The following is an 18,240-nucleotide window of genomic DNA, read 5'->3' on the forward strand; positions in this document are numbered from 1 at the left end:
AAGTCGACGACCCCACGACCCCGCCGCACAAGTTAAAGATCAAGCTAGGTCGTGTCCTCGAAGCCCCGTCTCGTCTCGAAGGCGTACCGGTCCCCGGTCGGCGCCCCGCCGGCCCCGCCGCCGGGGCGCCGACGACCTCGGGGCGCCGCACCGGCGCACGCGCCATATCCTGTGGGCGGCGCCCAGCTGGGCGGGCATGACATCCACCGTGCCACGTGCCGGGCGCCAGGGCTGAGACGATCAGGGGGATGGACCGTGGAGACCGATGAAGCAGCGCCCTGCCGCCATGCGGGAATCCCGCCGGCCACGGTGGTGGACTCCGTGGTCCGCCTCGTCGAGAACTTGGGCGCGCATCCCGGTCTGCTGGCCAAGCACGGACTGACGCAGCAGGAATTCTCCAACGCTCTGCCCGCCGCCATCGAGCAGATCCGGGGCCGTAGAAGCGCAGCCACCGGAGCCCGTCAGGAATTCATGACGATCATGCTGCAGGGTCTCGTGGACCGGGGGATCGCCTCGGCGCTCGAAGTGCCGAAGTCCGGAGCCGACGCCGTCTACCGCCTCACGGTCGACGGCATCGGGGACGTGGCCGTCATTCGCAAAGGCGCCCCGGACGGGACGCAGGGCAGCGTCAATTGGAGTGTCCCGGACTGGGCCCAGGAAACCTATCTGTGGTGGGTTTTCGACGGCATGAAGCGCAACCCCGGCAGCGAGGTCGCCAAGGGCGTCAGCCGACTGCGCAAGGTGTTCCTCACAGAGGATCGGAAGATGCTCGACGGAGTGATCTTCCATAACGATCTGTGCGGAACACCCGGCCGCCTCTGTCCGAAGAACGAGTACGCCGCCGATTTCGGCGACTGGCGCCTTCCGCCGCCGTGCGTCTACGTCATGCCGGACCACGATCCGGGCGCGTCCTCCTGGAACTGGGACGGCGCGACCCGGCGGAAATTCCCCGGGCTGCTGCTCGGAGCATTCGGAATTCCCGCGGAGACGGCTCCCTTGTTCACCGGCCATGTGGGGTTCCGGATCGGCGAGCGCAAGGTCAAGCGCACGGTGATCACCTCACGATTCGGCCCCGCCAATGCCACTACGTACAGGAGCTGAGCTGTGAGTTTCCCGATGGCCGATCCCGACCGCCGCGACTTCCTGACCTCGCGGGAGGCGATAGGGCATGTGCAGCTGCCGGCGTGGCCGCGATCGAACAAGAGCCTGCGTCTCGTCGAGCTCGACGTCGAGTGGGTCCGCTTCTCGACGCTGAACCACCGTACGAAGGCGGAGCAGCAGCGGGAGGCGCAGCGGCAGGGGCAGGACGACCTCTTCTCCTCCGACCCGCTCGGGCCGACGGCACAGGAGGTGCAGCTCGCCATCCTGGCCGGGCAGCAGAAGTTCGACGAGCTGAAGGAGGATCTGCGCAAGCGCGACCAGCAGGAGCCGGCGATCGTCACCGCCGACGGTGTGCTGATCAACGGCAATCGCAGAACGGCCGCCCTGCGCATGCTGCTGCGCGAGGGTCATCTGAAGTGCCAGTACGTGCGCTGTCTCGTGCTGCCGGGCGACGCCACACCCGAGGAGATCCTGCTCCTCGAAGCGGAACTCCAGGTCGCCCGGGACTTCCGGGAGGACTACTCCTGGATCAACGAGGCCATGATGATCGAGGAGCTCTACGAGCTGTCCGACCGCGACTGGGAGCAGGTGTCCGTGCGCATGCACCGCCCCCGGCGGGAAGTGCAGGGACTGTACGAGAAGCTGCTGCTGGTGCAGCAGCTGGTGAACCAGTCCCAGGGCGCGCGGCTTCCGATCGACTTCACCGACAACGAGTCCGCCTTCGACGAACTGGCCAAGCACATCCGCACCCTGCCGGCCACCGAGGCGGCCGGCGTCAAGAACGCGTACTTCCTCGGAATCGTCTCCGGTGTCAACTACCGTCAACTGCGTCATCTGCGGCGCGAGGACTCCGAGGCTCTGGTGGCCAAGGAGCTTCGGAGCGAGGCCACGCTGGAGGGGCTCGTCGCCGCGGCGAGCACCGGGTGGCTCGATGACGTCGAGAACGACCCGTTGAGCGACCTCCTGGGAGACGACGAACCTCAGGACACGGTCGTCGAGGACATCCTCGGCCTGATCGTCACCAGACGGCCCGAAGCCGTCGTCGAGCTGGCGGACGGCTCCGGCGTGCCCATGCAGAGCGTGCTGCGGAGCCTGTCCGGCGCCGTCTCCGCCGCGGCGCAGGAGGCCGACGAGCGCAGTCGTGAGCAGAACACGGTGGACGCTCCGTTCCAGAGGACGGAGAAGGCGCTCAGGGAGCTCAACCGTCTCCCCGCTCTGCTGCGGAGCTCCCGCGCTCACTCCGGATGGGACGAGGACGCCTTCCAGGATGAGCTCGATCGCATGGAGAAGCTCCTGGCCCAGCTCCGGGAGAGCTCGTGATCTCCGCCGAGCTGGAGCAGCGGGGGCGTCCCGTCGTCGTCCTGCGCCGGAGCGAGGGGGCGAACGCGGGCGCGTGGGCGCTTCTGCAGGAGGCGCTGCAGCGCGGGGTGGAAGGCGGCTCGCGCGATGTGATCGAGGCCCGTGTCGACGTCTTCTTCGCCGAGCTCGAAGCCGTCGCCGATGCCCGCAGACGTTTCCGTCAGACCATTTCGTTCGGCGATGAGCTGACCCGGCAGCTGCGCGCGCTCGCGGAGGACCGGAAGAAGCGGGAGAGCGTCCTGCGGGGCGTGCCACCGGCCGACCAGGGCGACCTCGCCGCCGAGCTCTCGGCGGCCGGATTCCGGCGCGCGCTGAAGCCGTTCCAGCTGGAGAACCTGGCGCGGTTGATGAGCCTGCCGCACGGCGCCGATTTCTCGGTGCCCGGGGCGGGCAAGACCACGGTCGCGCTGGCCGGGTTCACGCTGGGGCGGGCGCGCGGCGATGTGGAGCAGCTGCTGGTGATCGGGCCGATCGCGGCGTTCCAGGCGTGGAAAGAGGACTCGGCGGCATGTCTGAGCCCTGAGCCCGTGCTGGACGTGCACACCGGCCCGCGCACCGTGCTGCGCGACGATCTGGACATTCTGCTCACCAACTACAACCGGGTGGCGGCCGACTACGACCGAATCCGCACGTACATCACCCGCCGCCCGACTCAGGTGGTGCTCGACGAGGCCCACCGGATCAAGAAAGGCGAGGCCGGTGTGCACGGCCGCGCCGTGCTCGACCTCGCCTATGCCGCCCGACGGCGCGATGTGCTCACCGGCACCCCGGCACCGCAGGGGGCGAACGACCTGGTGGCGCCGGTGCGCTTCCTCTATCCGGGACAGGACCGCAAGATCCTGCCCCCGGGCGCCTACAGCGAGGCCGGCGGACGGGACCCTCATGTCGTGGCCGAGACCAGCGGGGCGATCGGCCGGTACTTCGTCCGCACCCCGAAGTCCAGACTCGAGCTGCCGCCCACCGAGTTCGACGTCGTCGCCGAGCCGATGGGCCGGATCCAGCAGGCGATCTACGAGGCGCTGGAGGGACGGTACCGGGGCGAGTTCGCGCTGGGCGTGCGGGACCGCCGGAGCTTCGGCAGGCTCGGTCGGATCACGATGTATCTGCTGGAGGCCGCGACGAACCCGTCGCTTCTGGTCGCGGGCTCCGACGAACACGACCAGGCCGAGTTCGTCCACCCGCCGTTGGAGCTGCGCGGCGATGAGGCGCTGGCCGATCTGCTGCGGCAGTACGTCCAGTACGAGTCTCCGTGGAAGTACCGCAGGCTGCGGCAGATCGTCGAGGAGGCCGCCGCCCGCGATGAGAAGGTGCTGGTCTGGTCGACGTTCGTACGGAATCTGAAGCTGCTCGGCGGCGCGCTGAAGGATTTCCAGCCCGCGATCGTGCACGGCGGCGTGCGCCCCGCCGACGGCGCCCCGGCAGGTGCGCTGACGCGGGACGCCGAGTTCGACCGCTTCCGCAACGATCCCGACTGCCGGGTGCTCCTCGCCAACCCCGCCGCCTGCGGCGAGGGCGTCAGCCTGCACCACTGGTGTCACCACGCCGTCGATCTCGACCGCACCTTCAACGCCGGCCACTATCTGCAGAGCCAGGACCGCATCCACCGCCTGGGCCTCCGTGACGACGCCGTCACCCGCTTCACCCTGCTGCTCAGCCGCGACAGCATCGACGAGACGGTGGACGGCAGACTCCGGGAGAAGATCGTCGTCCTGTCCCGTCTGATGAACGACCCCGGCCTGGTCACGGCCGCCCTGCCCGAGCCCGACACCGACACCGACGACAGCGTCCCCACGGTCCTGGACGACGACGCGACGGCGCTCCTGCAGGCCCTCCGCCGCCGCTCATGACGCTGCTTCCCAGCCACGGTCTCGTCTTCCGCGTGCTTCTCCTCGCGCACGCCGCGGACCGGGCCCCGCGGGCCGACGCCGACGCCTGGGCGCGAGCGGCATTCGACCGGGCTTCCCACTGGGGCCGGTCGCTGGACCTGCGCGCGGCGGCACGCGCCCTGCTCGCTCATGGTCTCGCCGAGGCGACCGAGGACGGGATACGCGTGGCGGCGCGGCTGCGCTCGCTCCCCGCCATGGAGTCCGGTGCGATGCGGGCGACGGCACGTGTGCTGCTGGCGGCCTCGCCCCCGCCCTGGCTGACCCAGGCGGTCCGCTCCGGATCCGTCGTACGCGACTACATCCCCGACGCCGACCTCAAGGCGCTCACCTGGCTGGAGCCGGAGTTGGACGCCCTGCTGGCCGACGCCGCGGCCCAGCACCTCGCCGCCGAGGGGGAGGTCTGGCGGGAGCGTCTGGGCGAGGCCGCCGAGGCGGTCGTCCTGTCGGCGCTGCGGCGCACGGGCCGCGAGGCCGTACAGGTGTCCCTCGTCTCCGCCGCCTACGGCTACGACGTGGAGGTGAGCGGTGACCCCGTGGAGCGCATCGAGGTGAAGGGCGCCGGTCCGGAGACGCGGGGGAGCTTCCACCTCACGCGTCATGAGTTCGAGACCTCTCGGCGCCACCCGGACACCTGGAGCGTCGTCCAGGTGGTCTTCCGCCCTGACGCCTTCCGGGCCGACGTACTCGGCCCGGAGCACGTCGCGGACGTGATCCGGCTCATGCCGCAGGCCGTGCGCGCCGTCGTCCCCGAGGACACCGACGCGTTCGTATGGGATCAGTCGGCTCTGCTCACACCGCCCGCGGAGGACTGGAGACCGACCGGGCTGAGACCAGCGGCGGATTTCAGCGCCCCCGGCCTACGCCCCGGTCTACGCCCCGGCCTGCGGCGACGGCCTGAGAATCCTGGCCGAGCCGGACACTGAGCCCGTGGCCGGCGGCTTCCCCACGCCCATGATCCTGTGGTCGGCCGCTCTCCTGGCCCGGTGAGCCCGTGGTCAGCCGCTTCCCGGGCCGTAAGCCCAAGCTCAGCCGTTCCCCGGGCCCGGGCGGCGGGCGGCGGCACGCCGCGCCTCGATCACCGCGGCCTCCACCCGGTCCGCCGCGTCGAGCGGGTTCTCGTGCTCCCACACCCGCACCACGGTCCAGCCCGCCTCGTCCAGTCTCCGGTCCGTGTCCGCGGCCCGGTTCCGGTTCTGCTCCACCTTCGCCGCCCAGTAATCCGCGTTGCGCACGGCGCCGGTGTGATGCTCGGGACAGCCGTGCCAGAAACAGCCGTCGAGGAAGACCGCGACCCTCGCCTTGGTGAACACGAGATCCGCGGTGCGCCGCAGCTCCTTGACCGGACGGGCGGCCACCCGATAGCGCAGACCGCGTCCGTGCACCGCCCGCCGCAGCGCCAGCTCCGGGCCGGTGTCCCGGCTCCGGTTCGCCCGCATGCTCGCTCGCACGCCCTCGGACGACGCCCACGACTGCCCCGCCCGCGTCTTCCGGGGCCGATCGGAACCCGCCCCTTCGACGCCCCCTTCGACGCCCTCTTCAACGCCTTCTCCGGCGCCCGCACTGTCGGCGTTCCCAAGATCTCCGGCCATCTGTCCAGCGTATGCCCAGCGCGATGCCTCCGTCTCGGGGTCCTCTCCAGGCAAGCCGGCGCCCTCCCGTACCATCGGGCGGGTGACAGCAGCGCTCGCCTCCGTTCCCGGCATCACCTCCTTGCCCTCCGGCCAGGCTCTCTTCGAGGTCGCTGAATTCTTCGCGGGGATCGGTCTCGCCCGGCTGGGGCTGGAGAGCGGCGGCTTCAAGGTCACCTGGGCCAACGACCTGGACGCCCAGAAGCGCGACATGTACAAGGGGCACTTCGCCGATCCGGAGGACCACTACATCCTGCGGGACATCCGGGAGATCGCCGACGACATCCGATCCCCGCTCGCCCCTCGCCGCGCCGACCTGGCATGGGCCTCATTCCCCTGCACCGATCTCTCCCTGGCCGGCGGTCGCTCGGGACTCGCGGGAGAGCACTCCAGCACCTTCTGGAACTTCACCGACGTCGTGGCGGCCATGGGCGACCGTGACGGCGAGACGCCCGCCGTCATCGCCCTGGAGAACGTCAACGGTTTCGCCACCAGCCATAAGGGCGCCGATATGAAGGCCGCCGTCGAGCGGCTGAACAAGCTCGGCTACTGGGCCGACGTGGTCACCCTGGACGCCCGTCGCTTCGTCCCGCAGTCCCGCCCGCGCCTCTTCGTCGTCGCCAGCCGACTGCCCAAGCCCCTCGCCGACGAGCGCCGCGACACCGAGCTGCGTCCTTCCTGGCTCGACCGCGCCCTCGACGACGAGAGCATCGACACCCACCGCACACTGCTCCCCGAACCGCCTCCCCTGCGCGGCGCCGGCTGGACGGATCTGGTCGACGCCGACGACGACCCGAGCGTCGAATGGTGGGACGCAGAGCGGGTCGCGCATTTCGAGAGCCAGCTCTCCGGCATCAACAAGGCCCGTGTGGAGCAGCTCGGCCGTGAGCCCGAGCCCTCTTACCGCACCGCCTACCGGCGCACCCGGGGCGGCGTCCCCGCTTGGGAGATCCGCGACGGCGACGTGGCCGGCTGTCTGCGCACCGCCCGCGGCGGCTCCTCCAAGCAGGCTGTCGTGCGCATGCAGAAGGGCGAGCCGTTGCGCGTGCGGTGGATGACGGCTCGCGAGTACGCGAAACTCATGGGCGCCCCGGAGTACGCCCTCCCCGCGAAGCGCAACCAGGCGATCATGGGCTTCGGCGACGCCGTCTGCGTCGACGCCGTCGCCTGGCTCGCCCGGCACTACCTCCAGCCTCTGCTCACGGGCACCCTCCGCCCCGAACCGCTTCCGGGGCAGCAGACCGTCTCCGCCTGATAGACCCGGGTCCGCCCGATGGACGGTGTCCGTCCGAGGACGGTCGGAGCGGATCCCGCTTCCGCCCGCCCCACCGCCCCCCGTACAACCTCGCAGCCTTCCCGCATGCCAGGAGGAACAGATGGTCGCCCCCCAGCCGAACGCGGACGCGGTCGAGATCCAGGTGACGGAGGCGGCGGCAGCGCTCGTCCAGGCGCTCGGAGTCTGGTACGAGGGTCTGCGCGACCCGAAGGACACGTCAACGCCAACGTCATGTGCGCGGGCCTGTACATGACGGAGTTCCTCGCCGCGCACTTCCCCCTCGAACCGGAGCACTACAAGACCCGCTCCCAGGTGAAGACCGCCGGCGGCAGGCAGGCCCAGAAGCTGCTCAAACAGCACGGCGAGCAGCGCAAGTTCACCAGCGAGGGCGGGCGCACCTCACGGGCCACCCTCGACCATGCCCAAGCCCTGGCGGACCTGCTCAACGCTCAGGGCGCCGAGGCGGGCCTGAACGAGTTCACCGAGCTTGAGCGCACCGCGCTCGCCGCGCTGCTCCAGGCATGGTTCGTCGCACGCATCCGGGAGGACTACTTCGGGCGCAGACGCATCGAGGCGGAGATCAACCCCGACAACCCCGTCCGCACCGCTGTGGCCGCGCTGATCGAGGCCGGCCGTCTCCGGGGCGGCAACACCGCGGGCGCGATAGCACAGCACCTCGTCGGGGCCAAACTCACGATGCGCTTCCCCGGCGAAGAGGTCAACGTCGAGAGCTACACCACCGCCGACGTCCAGACCGGCCGCGCCGGCGACTACCAGATCGGCGACACCGCCATTCATGTCACCATGTCGCCCGGCGAGAAGGTGTTCCTCGAACGCTGCGCCGACAATCTCAGCCATGGGTACCGTCCTCGCGTCCTCGTCCCCCAGGATCGCGTCGCCGCCGCCCTCCAGCTCGCCGAGAACTACGGCATGAGCGACCGCGTGGCGATCCAGTCCATCGAGGATTTCGTCGGCACCAACATCGAAGAGATCGGCGGCTTCTCCAAGAACGGCGTCCGCGACCGCCTCCGCGAGCTGCTCACCGGGTACAACGCCCGCATCGACCAGGCCGAAGCCGATAGATCACTGAAGATCCAGCTCCCCGAGAACCTCTGATCCAGACCTCATGCGGGGTCTGGGGTGAGCGGGGGCGGAGTCCAGCGGTCGAGGCGGGGTTTGGCCGAGGTGACGCCGTAGTCGTTCTTGAGGTGTTCCGGGATGGCGTACTGCATGACGCGTCCACGGGTCAGGGTGCTGAGCTCGAAGACGCTGGTGTAGTGGCCGAGGCGGTCGAGGGCCCAGGCGGCGAAGGGGGAGCGGTCCTCCAGGGTCTCCAGGATGCCGAGCAGCGCGGGGGCGGTGCGGATCGCGGAGTCCCACACGGCGGAGCGGGGCACATCGAGCCAGTCGGCGGCGGTGTCCCCGACGAGGTAGCGGATCATGGCGGGGACGACCGGGTCGAAGACGGTTCCGGGGACGACTTCCTCGTACAGGTCGATGAGCTGGCGGGTGAGGTGGACGCCGTCTTCCGAGGGGCCCATGTGGCGGCTCATGTACAGGTCGGAGAAGAGCCGCGCCTCGTCCAGGTCCTTGGGCATGTGGTCGAGGCTGATGCCGAGCATCGCGCCGACGACCCGCCAGGCGTAGAAGTAGGCGTCGGCGCCCTCGTTGGAGAAGTGGATGCCGAGCCGGTGCAGGGCGTCGAGGACCTGGATGGAGAACATCATCTGCCCGCCGATCATGTCCTCCTGACAGATCGGTACGCCCAGGCCCGCGACGTCCCAGCGGTTCTCCTGTCGCAGGTGGTAGCGGATCGAGGCGTGCAGCAGCCGGACCTTCTGGGCGGCCGGGATGAAGCGGCTTCCGGCCTCGAAGGCGTTCGGCTGCATCAGGAAGACGGTGAACTGCCCGGTCTCCGCCATCCGCCGGGAGGGGTACTCCAGGGAGTGGGTCGCGCTGAGCAGCTTCGCGACATGCGGCACGACGTAGCAGGCCGGCATCGACGCGAACGACAGCGCGGTCGAGACATGGACGTTGTTGTCGATGAAGAAGAGCCGGGCCTTCTCCATCTCGCCCCAGTCCACCCAGGAGGGCGGCATCGCCGTCGCCTCCAGATAGTCGCGGGCCACATCGGGCAGCCCCTCGGGGAGCTCCTGCCCGGCGGTGGAGAACCAGCGCATCAGCGTGTTGAACTTCCCCATCTCACCGCGGGCGAAGAGTTCCGCGACCGTGGCGTCCGCCAGCTCGTCGCCGGAGTGCCGCAGGGCGTCGAGGGAGTGTTCCGTGTATGCGGGGGCGGCGGGCCCGGTCGTCGGGTCGGCTCCGGTGGTGGTCATGCGCTGCTTCCTCTCGAATCGCGCGACGGATGAGGAGGGGTGGGGTGAAGAGGGCGACCGGGGCGAGGCGAGTCAGCTCAGCGATCCCAGGGCAGGGCGAGTCAGCTCAGCGGTCCCGGCCAGAACGGGTCAGCGCTCGCGGGCCAGACAGTGGCGCGCGAGCCCGTGCAGGGCTTCGGCGGCCCGCGGCGGCAGCCGGCCCGCCAGCAGTGCCGCGTCCACCGCCCCGGCGGCCGTCTCCGCCCGCGCGGCGATCAGGGTCTCGACCCCGCGGCGGGCCCCGGTCCGCTCGGCGATCTCGCGGAATCGGCCGAGCCGCTCGGTCCCGGCGGCGGGACCGCCTTCCAGCAGGGTGTGGAGCTCGCGCCGTTCGCTGTCCGTCGCCGCCTGCCGCATCAGCGCCAGCAGCACCGTCGGCTTGGCTCCGGTGATGTCGTCCAGATTGGACTTGCCGGTGGCGTCCGGGGCGCCGAAGACGCCCAGCAGGTCGTCCCGGAGCTGGAACGCCTCCCCGAGCGGGACGCCGTAGGCGCTGAACACGTCCAGCAGCGCCGGGGGCCCGCCGCCCAGCAGAGCGCCGATGTGCAGGGGGTGCTCCACGGTGTACTTCGCCGTCTTGTAGCGGACGATCTGCAGGGATCTGTCCGCGCCGGCCGGGCCGTCGGCGTCCGGAGCGGTGCGCAGGACCTCCAGGCACTCCCCGGCGACCAGTTCACGGGCGAGCGTCGCCCACAGGGGGCGGGCCCGGTTGAGATACGCGCTCGGCAGGCCGCAGCCCGTGAACAGCTGGCCCGACCAGGAGATCAGCAGATCGCCGGTCAGCAGCGCCAGAGCCCGCCCGGCTGAGCTCCGTCCGGCGCCGCCGGTCCGCCCTGTCCTGGGCGGCGCCAGGGCCCGGTGCGCGGTGGGCCGTCCATGGCGCACCGCGCTGCGGTCGATGATGTCGTCGTGGACGACGGCCGCGGCGTGCACCAGCTCCATCGCGGCAGCCGCCCGCACGATGTCGTCGCCGTCGTCCCGCCCCGCCGCCCGCCAGCCCCAGTAACAGAACGCCGCGCGCAGCCTCTTGCCCCGGCCGACGATCGCCCGGAGCTGCTCCCCCACCGGTTTGAGATCCGGGTCTATCGCCTCCAGCAGAGCCGTCTCGCTCCGGGCGAACTCCCCCAGCTCGTGATCGACCCGCGCCTTGAGCGCGCCCAGGGTCACCGGTAAGGCGTCCGGGCCCTGGCGCCCGGTGCCGCCTCGCCGGGCCGCCGTGGCCGTCATCAGACCGGATGCCCGGGTTCGGCGGCCGGCGCCCGGTCCGCCGCACTCCGCGCGCCGGTCGCCGCGCCGGGTACGCCCCGGCCGGCCCGGGTCCGCGCCCGTCGCGCCAGCAGCTCCAGATGCGGCTCCGAGGACATGACACGCGCCGGGTCCAGTCCGCTGTTACGGCCGCGCGCCACCAGATCGCGCCGCACATCGTCCGCCAGATCGCCCAGATCGGATCTGCTCAGCAGCGCGCGAACCCGCCGCAGCGCGCCTTCGGCCTGCTCCAGCACCATGTCCACGGCCCCGGTCACCAGCAGGACCGCCTCGGAACCCCGGTCCGGACCGCCCGGTCCGGCCTCATGCTCTTGTGCCATCTCCCCGCCCCACGCCTCGGTTGCCCTCCGGATGTGGCTGCCCATGGGTCGGGCCGCTACTCCGAAAGTCATCCGATCGGATGCCAGATCGACGAACACCTCGCCACCGAGCACCGCCGCTGCTAGGTGTATTGACCCGCAGGGTTGTCAACGCGGCTGATGGGCGGGTGCCCGTCGAGTCCGTACCCCACGGGCGGTTCCGCCGCTGGTGTACGGAATCACGGCCACCGCACACCAGCGCACCGGGGTCAGGCCTCTTTCGGGGGCCCTGCCTACACGCCCTCGGGCAGGGGCTCGGACCACCTCAGAGGCGACCCGCCCTGCTGCCAGGTGATGGGCCCGGCGCCGTCGCCTTCGAGGTCGTAGACGATGGTGGAGTCGATCGACCAGTACAGCTTGTAGCTGAAGAGGCCGCTGGGACCGCAGGTCAGACCGGTGGAGTTCGCGAGCGACGCGTTGAGCTGGGCCGTGAAGTCACAGGTCACGGAAGCTTCCACGGTGTCCGTGCCGGTGGGTGTGGGGCGGCTCTCCAGCCGGCTGGTCACCTTGAAGGACGTGAAGCGCTTGCCCTGGTCGATGGCCTGGGGCACCAGCATCTGCCAGCGGATGGTGGTGTTGCCGTAGGCCGTGGTCTGGTCACTGATCTCGGCGCAGTTCTCGACGATGACCTTCGTGTCGGGCTTCTGTCCGGGAAGGTCGAGATCCCGGGTGTTCTCAGGCGCCGTCGAGCACTTCAGGGTTCCCGGGTTGGCCACCGCGGTACCCGACGCGATCACACCTCCACCGAGGACGGCGGCGGCGGTGAATACGGCGGTGAATATCCGCCTGGACGTGGATCGATACACAGAAGACTCCTCAGTAGAGGTCGATTCCAAGCTGGCCGCAATGGCGCACGGAAAGAACGCACTTTGAGATAGGAAGCCGGATTTTCGGCACGACACCGAAGTGAATCCCGCGATGTCATGGGGCGCGGTCGAAAAGGCCCTCGGCCGCCGGAGGCCAGGGCTGTCATCACCCGGTGATCAAAGGGTCCCAAAGGGGCCCGCCCGCGGTCACCGCGATGGGCCGAAGCGGAGAGGGGCATGCGCGGCCGACGACGCCGCGCGGCCGTTCCGTTCATTCTCCATGCCCAGCGTCATTCGGACAGACCCCCGTCATGAGTGCCTTCGGCAGCGGCGCGTATGGGCCGCCCCGCGAGCTCAACGATCATGAGTAGACACCGAGGGTGAGGGCGAGGCAAGAAAATTGGTTATGCACTGCGCAGCGTGTCTAAAAATCGCTCCCCGCGTGCCGCAGCGGCACAGATACCGCCAATGCGACGTTCACCTGCACATATGAGAGTCCACGGCAGGCGTGTCACCTCGGATCGGCGACGCCGATCACGCCGGAATGGCCGATTCCCTCCCAGGAGCCGTCCAGCCGGCCCCCGTAGCCGCCAACCGGCTCTCCATGAGCCGGCCGCCTCCCCCTCTCTCCGCCCGTCGCCACCGGCGGCGACAGGCGGTTGCAGGCCATGCGCTGCCATCACCAAGTGATCGCGACGCCATTCCGGATACCCGACGATCATCGATCCGATTGCGCCGCCTACGGGCCACGGTGGCGCGCGTCGAGCCGTGACCCCGGACCGGACCCCGAAGCGAGGGAAAAGGCCGCCCATCGCACCGCATCGCGCCAGATAGTTCGCTCAAGCTGGCGTGATAGCACTGCCTTTTGCCGAGTCGGGCGAGTACTGTGCTCCATGATCGGTGCACGTCGCCACTACCACCAGAACCGTCAGAGGCTGTGCGCGAATTCGGCGCCGATGCGGTCATCGGCCCATCCTCGCACCGAGTCCGTACCAGGAACTGGTGGGCGCCGCAACCCCGTCGAACGGGCTTGATCAGTCGCGGACTCTTCATCAGATGTCGCAGAAAGAATCACCCCGACTTCCGCATGCTCGGACATCGCTCCTCCATATCTCCGCGAAAGGGACTTCATGGCTGACGAGATGGTGCGTCGCGCTCAGCGGTTCATCAATACGAAATACAACAGCGGAGCAACTCTCGGCATATCCAAGCTGGACGAGAACGGCCAGACCAGCTGGACCGTGATGTACGCCCTTACCCGCGCGTTGCAGTACGAACTGGGCATCACCTCGCTGTCCAACTCCTTCGGCCCAGGCACCCTGTCGGCGATCGCGTCGAAGTACGGCAAGCTGGACGAGACCACCATCCCGTCGGCGGACTTCTGCCGGATCATCCAGTCCGCCCTGTACTGCAAGGGCTACGACGGCGGTGACATCGACGGCATCTACAGTGCGCGCGTCAAGGCCGCCGTGGTGAAGCTGAACCAGGACATGGGCGTGGAGGTCACCTACCCCGGCAGCGTGCTGTGGCCCAAGGTGGTCAAAGGTCTGTTCAACATGGACGCCTATGTCACCGTCAGCGGCGGTTCGGCGACCATTCGCTCCATCCAGCAGTGGCTGAACGGCCGCTACATCCTGCGCAAGGACTTCTACGCCATCCCTTGTGACGGGCACCACTCCCGTGACGTCGCCAAGTCCATGCTGTTCGCCATCCAGTACGAGCTCGGCATGGCCGACGGCGTCGCGAACGGAGTCTTCGGGCCGGGCACCCAGAACGGGCTCAAGAGCCACACCGTCGCCACCGGCGACTCCGGCACCTGGGTGCAGCTGTTCTCGGCCGGCATGGTCCTCAACCAGCGGCCCGTGTCGTTCACCAGCACCTTCACCAGCACCCTCGCCTCGGCCGTCTCCGCCTTCCAGTCCTTCGCGAAGCTCCCGGTCACCGGCACGGGAAACTTCTCGACCTGGGCCTCCCTCCTGGTCTCCTACGGCGACCAGTCCCGCAAGGGAGAGGCGTGCGACGGCGTCACGAAGATCACGACGGAACGCGCCGCCACACTCAAGGCCGAAGGCATCACGTACATCGGGCGCTATCTCACCAACCCCACGGGCGGCGTACCGTACGAGAAGGAGATCCAGGAGGGCGAGCTGGCCACCATCGCCGCGAACGGCCTGCGCTGCTTCCCGATCTACCAGACCTACGGCCGTGACGCCTCCGACTTCAGCTATGTCGCGGGACGCACCGCCGGGCAGGCCGCGGTCAACGCCGCCTTGAACCACGGCTTCAAGACGGGCACACGGATATTCTTCGCCGTCGACTTCGACGCCCTCCAGGAGGACGTCGTCTCCAGCGTCCTGCCGCACTTCAAGGGCATCCAGGACGCGATGACCGACGACGGTAACCGCTACCAGGTCGGCGTCTACGGTCCGCGCAACGTTTGTACGCGCGTCGCCGAAGCCGGCCACTCCACGGCCTCGTTCGTCTCCGACATGTCGTCCGGTTTCTCCGGGAACTTCGGCTACCCGCTGCCGCCCGACTGGGCCTACGACCAGATCGTCACCCGTACCGTCGGCTCCGGCGCCGGAGCGATCGAGATCGACGTCAACATCGCCTCCGGCCGCGACACCGGCCAGGGCAGCTTCAACCCGCCGCGCGTGATCAAGCCCGATGTGCTCCTCGATCCGTCGGTGACCACCGCGATGCTGACCGACGTCGGCAAGTACATGGAGTCGATCGGCTTCCCCAACAACGGCGGTGTGCGGAAGTGGCAGCACTGGAAGTGCTTCGCGGTCACCGTCACCGATCACGACGCGCTCATCACCCAGCTCTCCAACCGGTACAAGATGCGCAAGGCGCTCATCGAGACGTCCGCGTACTGGGAGATGCGACACGTCGACGCGATCGACGAGAGCGCGGACCTGGCCGTCATCGCGGCCTACGAGACGACCGGAGAATTCAAGGACACCTCCACCGGTATCTGCCAGATCTTCGGCGTCACCGCCATCCGGGCGTGGAATCACGCCATCCAGATGGATTACACGACCGGGGAAATGCGTGACCCCACCAACGCCGCCCACCTCTACGCCGCATGGCGCAAATGCCGGGACGACGATCAGTACGCCTTGTCCACCGTCCCTCTGATCCATCTGTGGAACGCGGACGGAGCCCCGGGCAGCGGCAACAACGAGACCAAGCTCCGCACCATGCGTCTCGACTACACGGAATCCGAGATCTACGAAGTCCTGCGCCGATACCAGGGAACGAACAGCGAGGCCAAGGAGCACGCGAAGAAGCGCATGGCCCTCTACCAGGTCATGGAGAAGTACAACTCCATTTCCCGGCATCTGTGACAGGCTGCACCGCATGCCCGGAGACGCTCCTTACGAAGGCCACAACCCCGTCCTCGTGATCCTTCTGATCCTGATCGGGATCATCGCCACGCCATGGCTCGCCATCCGCGCGGTGGTGCTGCTGGTCCGCGCCGGCATCAAGCGGACCACGCACGCCCTGCTCAAGGGCGCTGCCGCGCTGGCGTGGGCGGGCGCGATCGGCATATACACCTGGGGCGTCCTGCACCTCTTCTTCCTGGACGAAAGCGGTCAAGCCGAAGCCTGTAGGGAGGCATTGGGTCCGGGACGATCCATGCTTCTCGACGGATACGAACCTTCCTTCATTCCCTTGCGGTTCGGGTGTCATATCGAAGGCGGGCAGACATACGAAGCCGCCATACCCGGATACGTCAATCCTGCGACAGGCGTCTTCACAGTGACCGCCGCCGCCCTGACGGGATTCGCCGTGCGCTCCCGCAATCAGCACGAGGAGACGAATACGTGACAGTGAATATTTCTCGCCGCATCGCCCTGCGGCGTGCCGCATCGGTGGCCGCCGGAGTCGCTGTCGGCTCACAGGCGCTGTCCCTTCCCGCCCACGCGGCGGGCAGAGACCCCGAGCCGGAGAAGATCCGCGAGGCGGTACGGCAGGCACAGGAACGCAACAAGCGTGTCCTGACCGGCATCCCGTCGAAGAACGGCTGGGAGATGGAGAAGGTCGCGGACGACCGCGGCAACATCCATACCCGGCCCGTTCCGGGCACCGTCCTGGACATACGGGTGCGCCTGGGCGATGTCGAAGCAGTGCTCGTGCATGTGATCCGCCGCTTCCACTACGAGGTCGACGCGCTCCGCAAGGGCGATGTCGTCGGCTGGCGCACACCGGGCTCGGTGCGCAAGGGACTGGCGGAGTCGAACCAGGCGTCCGGCACGGCGGTGCAGATCCGGCCCGGCTTCTACCCCTTCGGGGCCCGCGGCGGTTTCCATCCCCTTGAGGAGCTGGTGATCCGGGACATCCTCGCCGAGTGCGAGGGCGTCGTCCGCTGGGGCGGGGACGACCGCAGGCCGGACGAGTCCCTCTTCTCCATCGACGTACCCCCGGCCGACGCCCGGCTCGCCCGGCTCGCGGAGAAGATCCGCAGCTGGGACTACATCCCCGGCCAGGGCGCCGGCACCCCGGTCGATCCCTCCCAGCCCCAGCGCCGCAAGGCCGCCAAGCGGCTCGCCGCCCGTCAGTCCTGACCGGCGCCCATCGCGGAGAGCCAGGGCGGGCGGCGGGTTCCGTCGCCTCCGCCGCTGCTCCCGCCGGGCACGACACCGCGGGCCGGCCTGATGCGCGACGCCGCGCCGCAGGGGTCCGTGACCCGTGACCCGTGGCCCGTACTGCGTCCCGCGTACCACGTCCCGCCACCGCGTCCCGCCATCACCGGATGGCGGGACGCGGTGCTTCGCGGCGGCGGCCCGGGGTCCCGGCCGCCCCGTCCCACCCCGGACGACCCGTCCCGCCCTGCCCCGTCCCGCCCCGGACGACCCGCCCTGCCCGTGCACAGCACCGCTCTCATTAAGTACTCATCACATTAAGTAACCCACATTGATTAAAAGCATCCTCCATGTATTCCATACAGGAGCGGGCGTCCTGTCCAATGACCATTGGGTAGGTGGCGGTAACGCGCCGGGGGACTCGTCGAATATCTCAAGGGTTTCACACCCTGTTGCGCGCGACGACATCCCACACTGCCGAGCAGTTCATGAGCGATCGAAACGGTTCGGCCCATGCCGTCGCAGAACGATGGCATGAGAAAAGCGAGTTGAACCCCTCGGCCGATCATCGCCGCTCTATGTCCCCAGATATTTCGCTATGCCGTGCCTCTTGCAGAGGAGCCATGGATGGAACTGCACGGAGAATCATCCGGTGACGGAGTAAAGACCGATCCGGCTGTGATGCCCAGAGCGCAGGAATCAGCGCTCTCCCGGGCTTCCGTGCTGCATACGACGGCCTATCCCGGCCTCCTGGCCGCCACGGTCCTGACCGGAGCGTCGGCCGTTACGCTCGGCTGGGATCCGGCCCTGGTCAGTCCGCTCTTCGTGCTGGGCACTCTGCTCTATCTCACCGCCCTCGAACGGCTCATTCCCTATGACCGCGACTGGCACCCCGACCGTGGCGAATGGCGCTGGTACGGCGTCTATTTCCTGCTCACCATGGCCGGCAGCGCATTCGCCCAGCTGCTGGTGACCCTCGCCGTGGGGGCGTTATCCCCCGCCACGCCCGCCCTGTCGCTCTGGGCCGAGGTCCCCGGCGCGCTGCTGATCGGCTCGCTCGCCAGTTATCTGGTGCACCGCCTGGGGCATGCCAACGCTCTGCTGTGGCGGCTGCACGGGGTGCACCATGTCCCGCGCAAAGTCAATGTCGCCAACAACGGCGTCAACCATGTTCTCGATATCGTCCTGGCCCAGGGAATCGTTCAGCTGTCCCTGGCGCTCGCCGGGTTCTCCCGGGTATCGGTGCTCGTCGTGGGCCTCTTCGTGACCGCGCAGGGCTATTTCGTCCACGCGAACATCGACGTCCGCATCGGCGGGCTGAACCATCTGCTCGCCAGCCCGGAACAGCACCGGCTGCACCACAGCACGACCCTCTCCGAGGCCGGTCACTACGGCTCCGATCTCTCTGTCTGGGACCACCTCTTCGGCAGCTACACCTGGCGGCCGGGGCGCGAACCGGCCGCGGTCGGGCTCGGCGATCCGGCGTCCTTCCCCGACACCGGTGAGATCCTCGCCAGTCTTCTCCATCCGTGGCGTCGCCCGCGGGAGACCGGCGGCGGGCCCGGGTAGCCCGGCCCTCCCCCGCAGTGCACCGA

16 protein-coding genes are annotated in these 18,240 nt (G+C 69.0%); 11 read left to right on the top strand and 5 right to left on the bottom strand.

All coding sequences use genetic code 11. The features are described 5' to 3' along the window. Positions 1-255: 255 nt before the first annotated feature. Genes FF041_RS07640 through FF041_RS07655 form a run of 4 tightly spaced genes read left to right on the top strand, consistent with a single transcriptional unit; the run spans position 256 to position 5,269 of the window. Positions 256-1,101, top strand: coding sequence for a hypothetical protein (locus tag FF041_RS07640; protein WP_153521596.1), 846 nt, complete (start codon positions 256-258; stop codon positions 1,099-1,101). Positions 1,102-1,104: 3 nt separating this feature from the next. Continuing rightward, positions 1,105-2,421 carry a ParB N-terminal domain-containing protein gene (locus tag FF041_RS07645; RefSeq protein WP_153521597.1) on the top strand — a complete coding sequence of 439 codons (1,317 nt, stop codon included), beginning with the start codon at positions 1,105-1,107 and terminating at the stop codon, positions 2,419-2,421. After that, positions 2,418-4,307, top strand: coding sequence for a DEAD/DEAH box helicase (locus FF041_RS07650; protein WP_153521598.1), 1,890 nt, complete (start codon positions 2,418-2,420; stop codon positions 4,305-4,307). Before FF041_RS07645 ends, FF041_RS07650 begins: the two co-directional genes overlap by 4 nt. Next, the gene (locus FF041_RS07655; RefSeq protein WP_153521599.1) at positions 4,304-5,269 is read left to right on the top strand and encodes a protein NO VEIN domain-containing protein; all 966 of its coding nucleotides are present in this window, start codon (positions 4,304-4,306) and stop codon (positions 5,267-5,269) included. The genes FF041_RS07650 and FF041_RS07655 overlap by 4 nt, the downstream gene beginning before the upstream one ends. A gap of 102 nt (positions 5,270-5,371) precedes the next feature. On the opposite strand, the gene FF041_RS07660 is transcribed toward FF041_RS07655, so the two are convergent. Next, the gene (locus FF041_RS07660) at positions 5,372-5,935 is read right to left on the bottom strand and encodes a very short patch repair endonuclease (RefSeq protein WP_153521600.1); all 564 of its coding nucleotides are present in this window, start codon (positions 5,933-5,935) and stop codon (positions 5,372-5,374) included. 82 nt (positions 5,936-6,017) lie between these two features. Between FF041_RS07660 and FF041_RS07665 the strand changes: the two genes are divergently transcribed. The 3 genes from FF041_RS07665 (at position 6,018) to FF041_RS07670 (ending at position 8,366) form a co-directional block, all read left to right on the top strand. Continuing rightward, on the top strand, positions 6,018-7,229 hold the full coding sequence (locus FF041_RS07665) for a DNA cytosine methyltransferase (RefSeq protein WP_194291962.1): 1,212 nt from the start codon (positions 6,018-6,020) through the stop codon (positions 7,227-7,229). Positions 7,230-7,350: 121 nt separating this feature from the next. Continuing rightward, positions 7,351-7,503 (top strand): hypothetical protein, encoded by a 153-nt coding sequence (locus FF041_RS37750; RefSeq protein WP_194291956.1) that lies wholly within the window; start codon positions 7,351-7,353, stop codon positions 7,501-7,503. Then, positions 7,482-8,366, top strand: a complete 885-nt coding sequence (locus tag FF041_RS07670) for a DUF4928 family protein (protein WP_194291957.1) — start codon at positions 7,482-7,484, stop codon at positions 8,364-8,366. The genes FF041_RS37750 and FF041_RS07670 overlap by 22 nt, the downstream gene beginning before the upstream one ends. Before the next feature lie 8 nt (positions 8,367-8,374). On the opposite strand, the gene FF041_RS07675 is transcribed toward FF041_RS07670, so the two are convergent. From FF041_RS07675 to FF041_RS07690, 4 genes are all read right to left on the bottom strand, one after another. Continuing rightward, positions 8,375-9,586, bottom strand: a complete 1,212-nt coding sequence (locus tag FF041_RS07675; RefSeq protein ID WP_153521603.1) for an oxygenase MpaB family protein — start codon at positions 9,584-9,586, stop codon at positions 8,375-8,377. Between the two features lie 129 nt (positions 9,587-9,715). Continuing rightward, positions 9,716-10,852 carry a polyprenyl synthetase family protein gene (locus tag FF041_RS07680; RefSeq protein WP_153521604.1) on the bottom strand — a complete coding sequence of 379 codons (1,137 nt, stop codon included), beginning with the start codon at positions 10,850-10,852 and terminating at the stop codon, positions 9,716-9,718. Next, positions 10,852-11,211 (bottom strand): hypothetical protein, encoded by a 360-nt coding sequence (locus tag FF041_RS07685; protein WP_228388067.1) that lies wholly within the window; start codon positions 11,209-11,211, stop codon positions 10,852-10,854. Before FF041_RS07685 ends, FF041_RS07680 begins: the two co-directional genes overlap by 1 nt. Positions 11,212-11,483: 272 nt before the next feature. Beyond that, on the bottom strand, positions 11,484-12,056 hold the full coding sequence (locus FF041_RS07690; protein WP_153521605.1) for a hypothetical protein: 573 nt from the start codon (positions 12,054-12,056) through the stop codon (positions 11,484-11,486). Positions 12,057-13,186: 1,130 nt separating this feature from the next. Here FF041_RS07690 and FF041_RS07695 point away from each other — a divergent pair. From FF041_RS07695 to FF041_RS07710, 4 genes are all read left to right on the top strand, one after another. Then, positions 13,187-15,406 carry a glycoside hydrolase domain-containing protein gene (locus tag FF041_RS07695; RefSeq protein ID WP_153521606.1) on the top strand — a complete coding sequence of 740 codons (2,220 nt, stop codon included), beginning with the start codon at positions 13,187-13,189 and terminating at the stop codon, positions 15,404-15,406. A gap of 13 nt (positions 15,407-15,419) precedes the next feature. Then, a complete protein-coding gene (locus FF041_RS07700) occupies positions 15,420-15,890 on the top strand; it encodes a hypothetical protein (RefSeq protein ID WP_153521607.1) in 471 nt (156 codons plus the stop codon). Then, positions 15,887-16,627: a hypothetical protein gene (locus FF041_RS07705; protein ID WP_323391418.1), complete on the top strand. Its 741-nt coding sequence runs from the start codon at positions 15,887-15,889 to the stop codon at positions 16,625-16,627. Before FF041_RS07700 ends, FF041_RS07705 begins: the two co-directional genes overlap by 4 nt. 699 nt (positions 16,628-17,326) lie before the next feature. After that, positions 17,327-18,214, top strand: a complete 888-nt coding sequence (locus FF041_RS07710; protein ID WP_228388075.1) for a sterol desaturase family protein — start codon at positions 17,327-17,329, stop codon at positions 18,212-18,214. The last annotated feature ends 26 nt before the right edge of the window (positions 18,215-18,240 follow it).

This window comes from Streptomyces jumonjinensis (genome assembly GCF_009600885.1).
In the GTDB taxonomy this organism is placed as follows: domain Bacteria; phylum Actinomycetota; class Actinomycetes; order Streptomycetales; family Streptomycetaceae; genus Streptomyces; species Streptomyces jumonjinensis.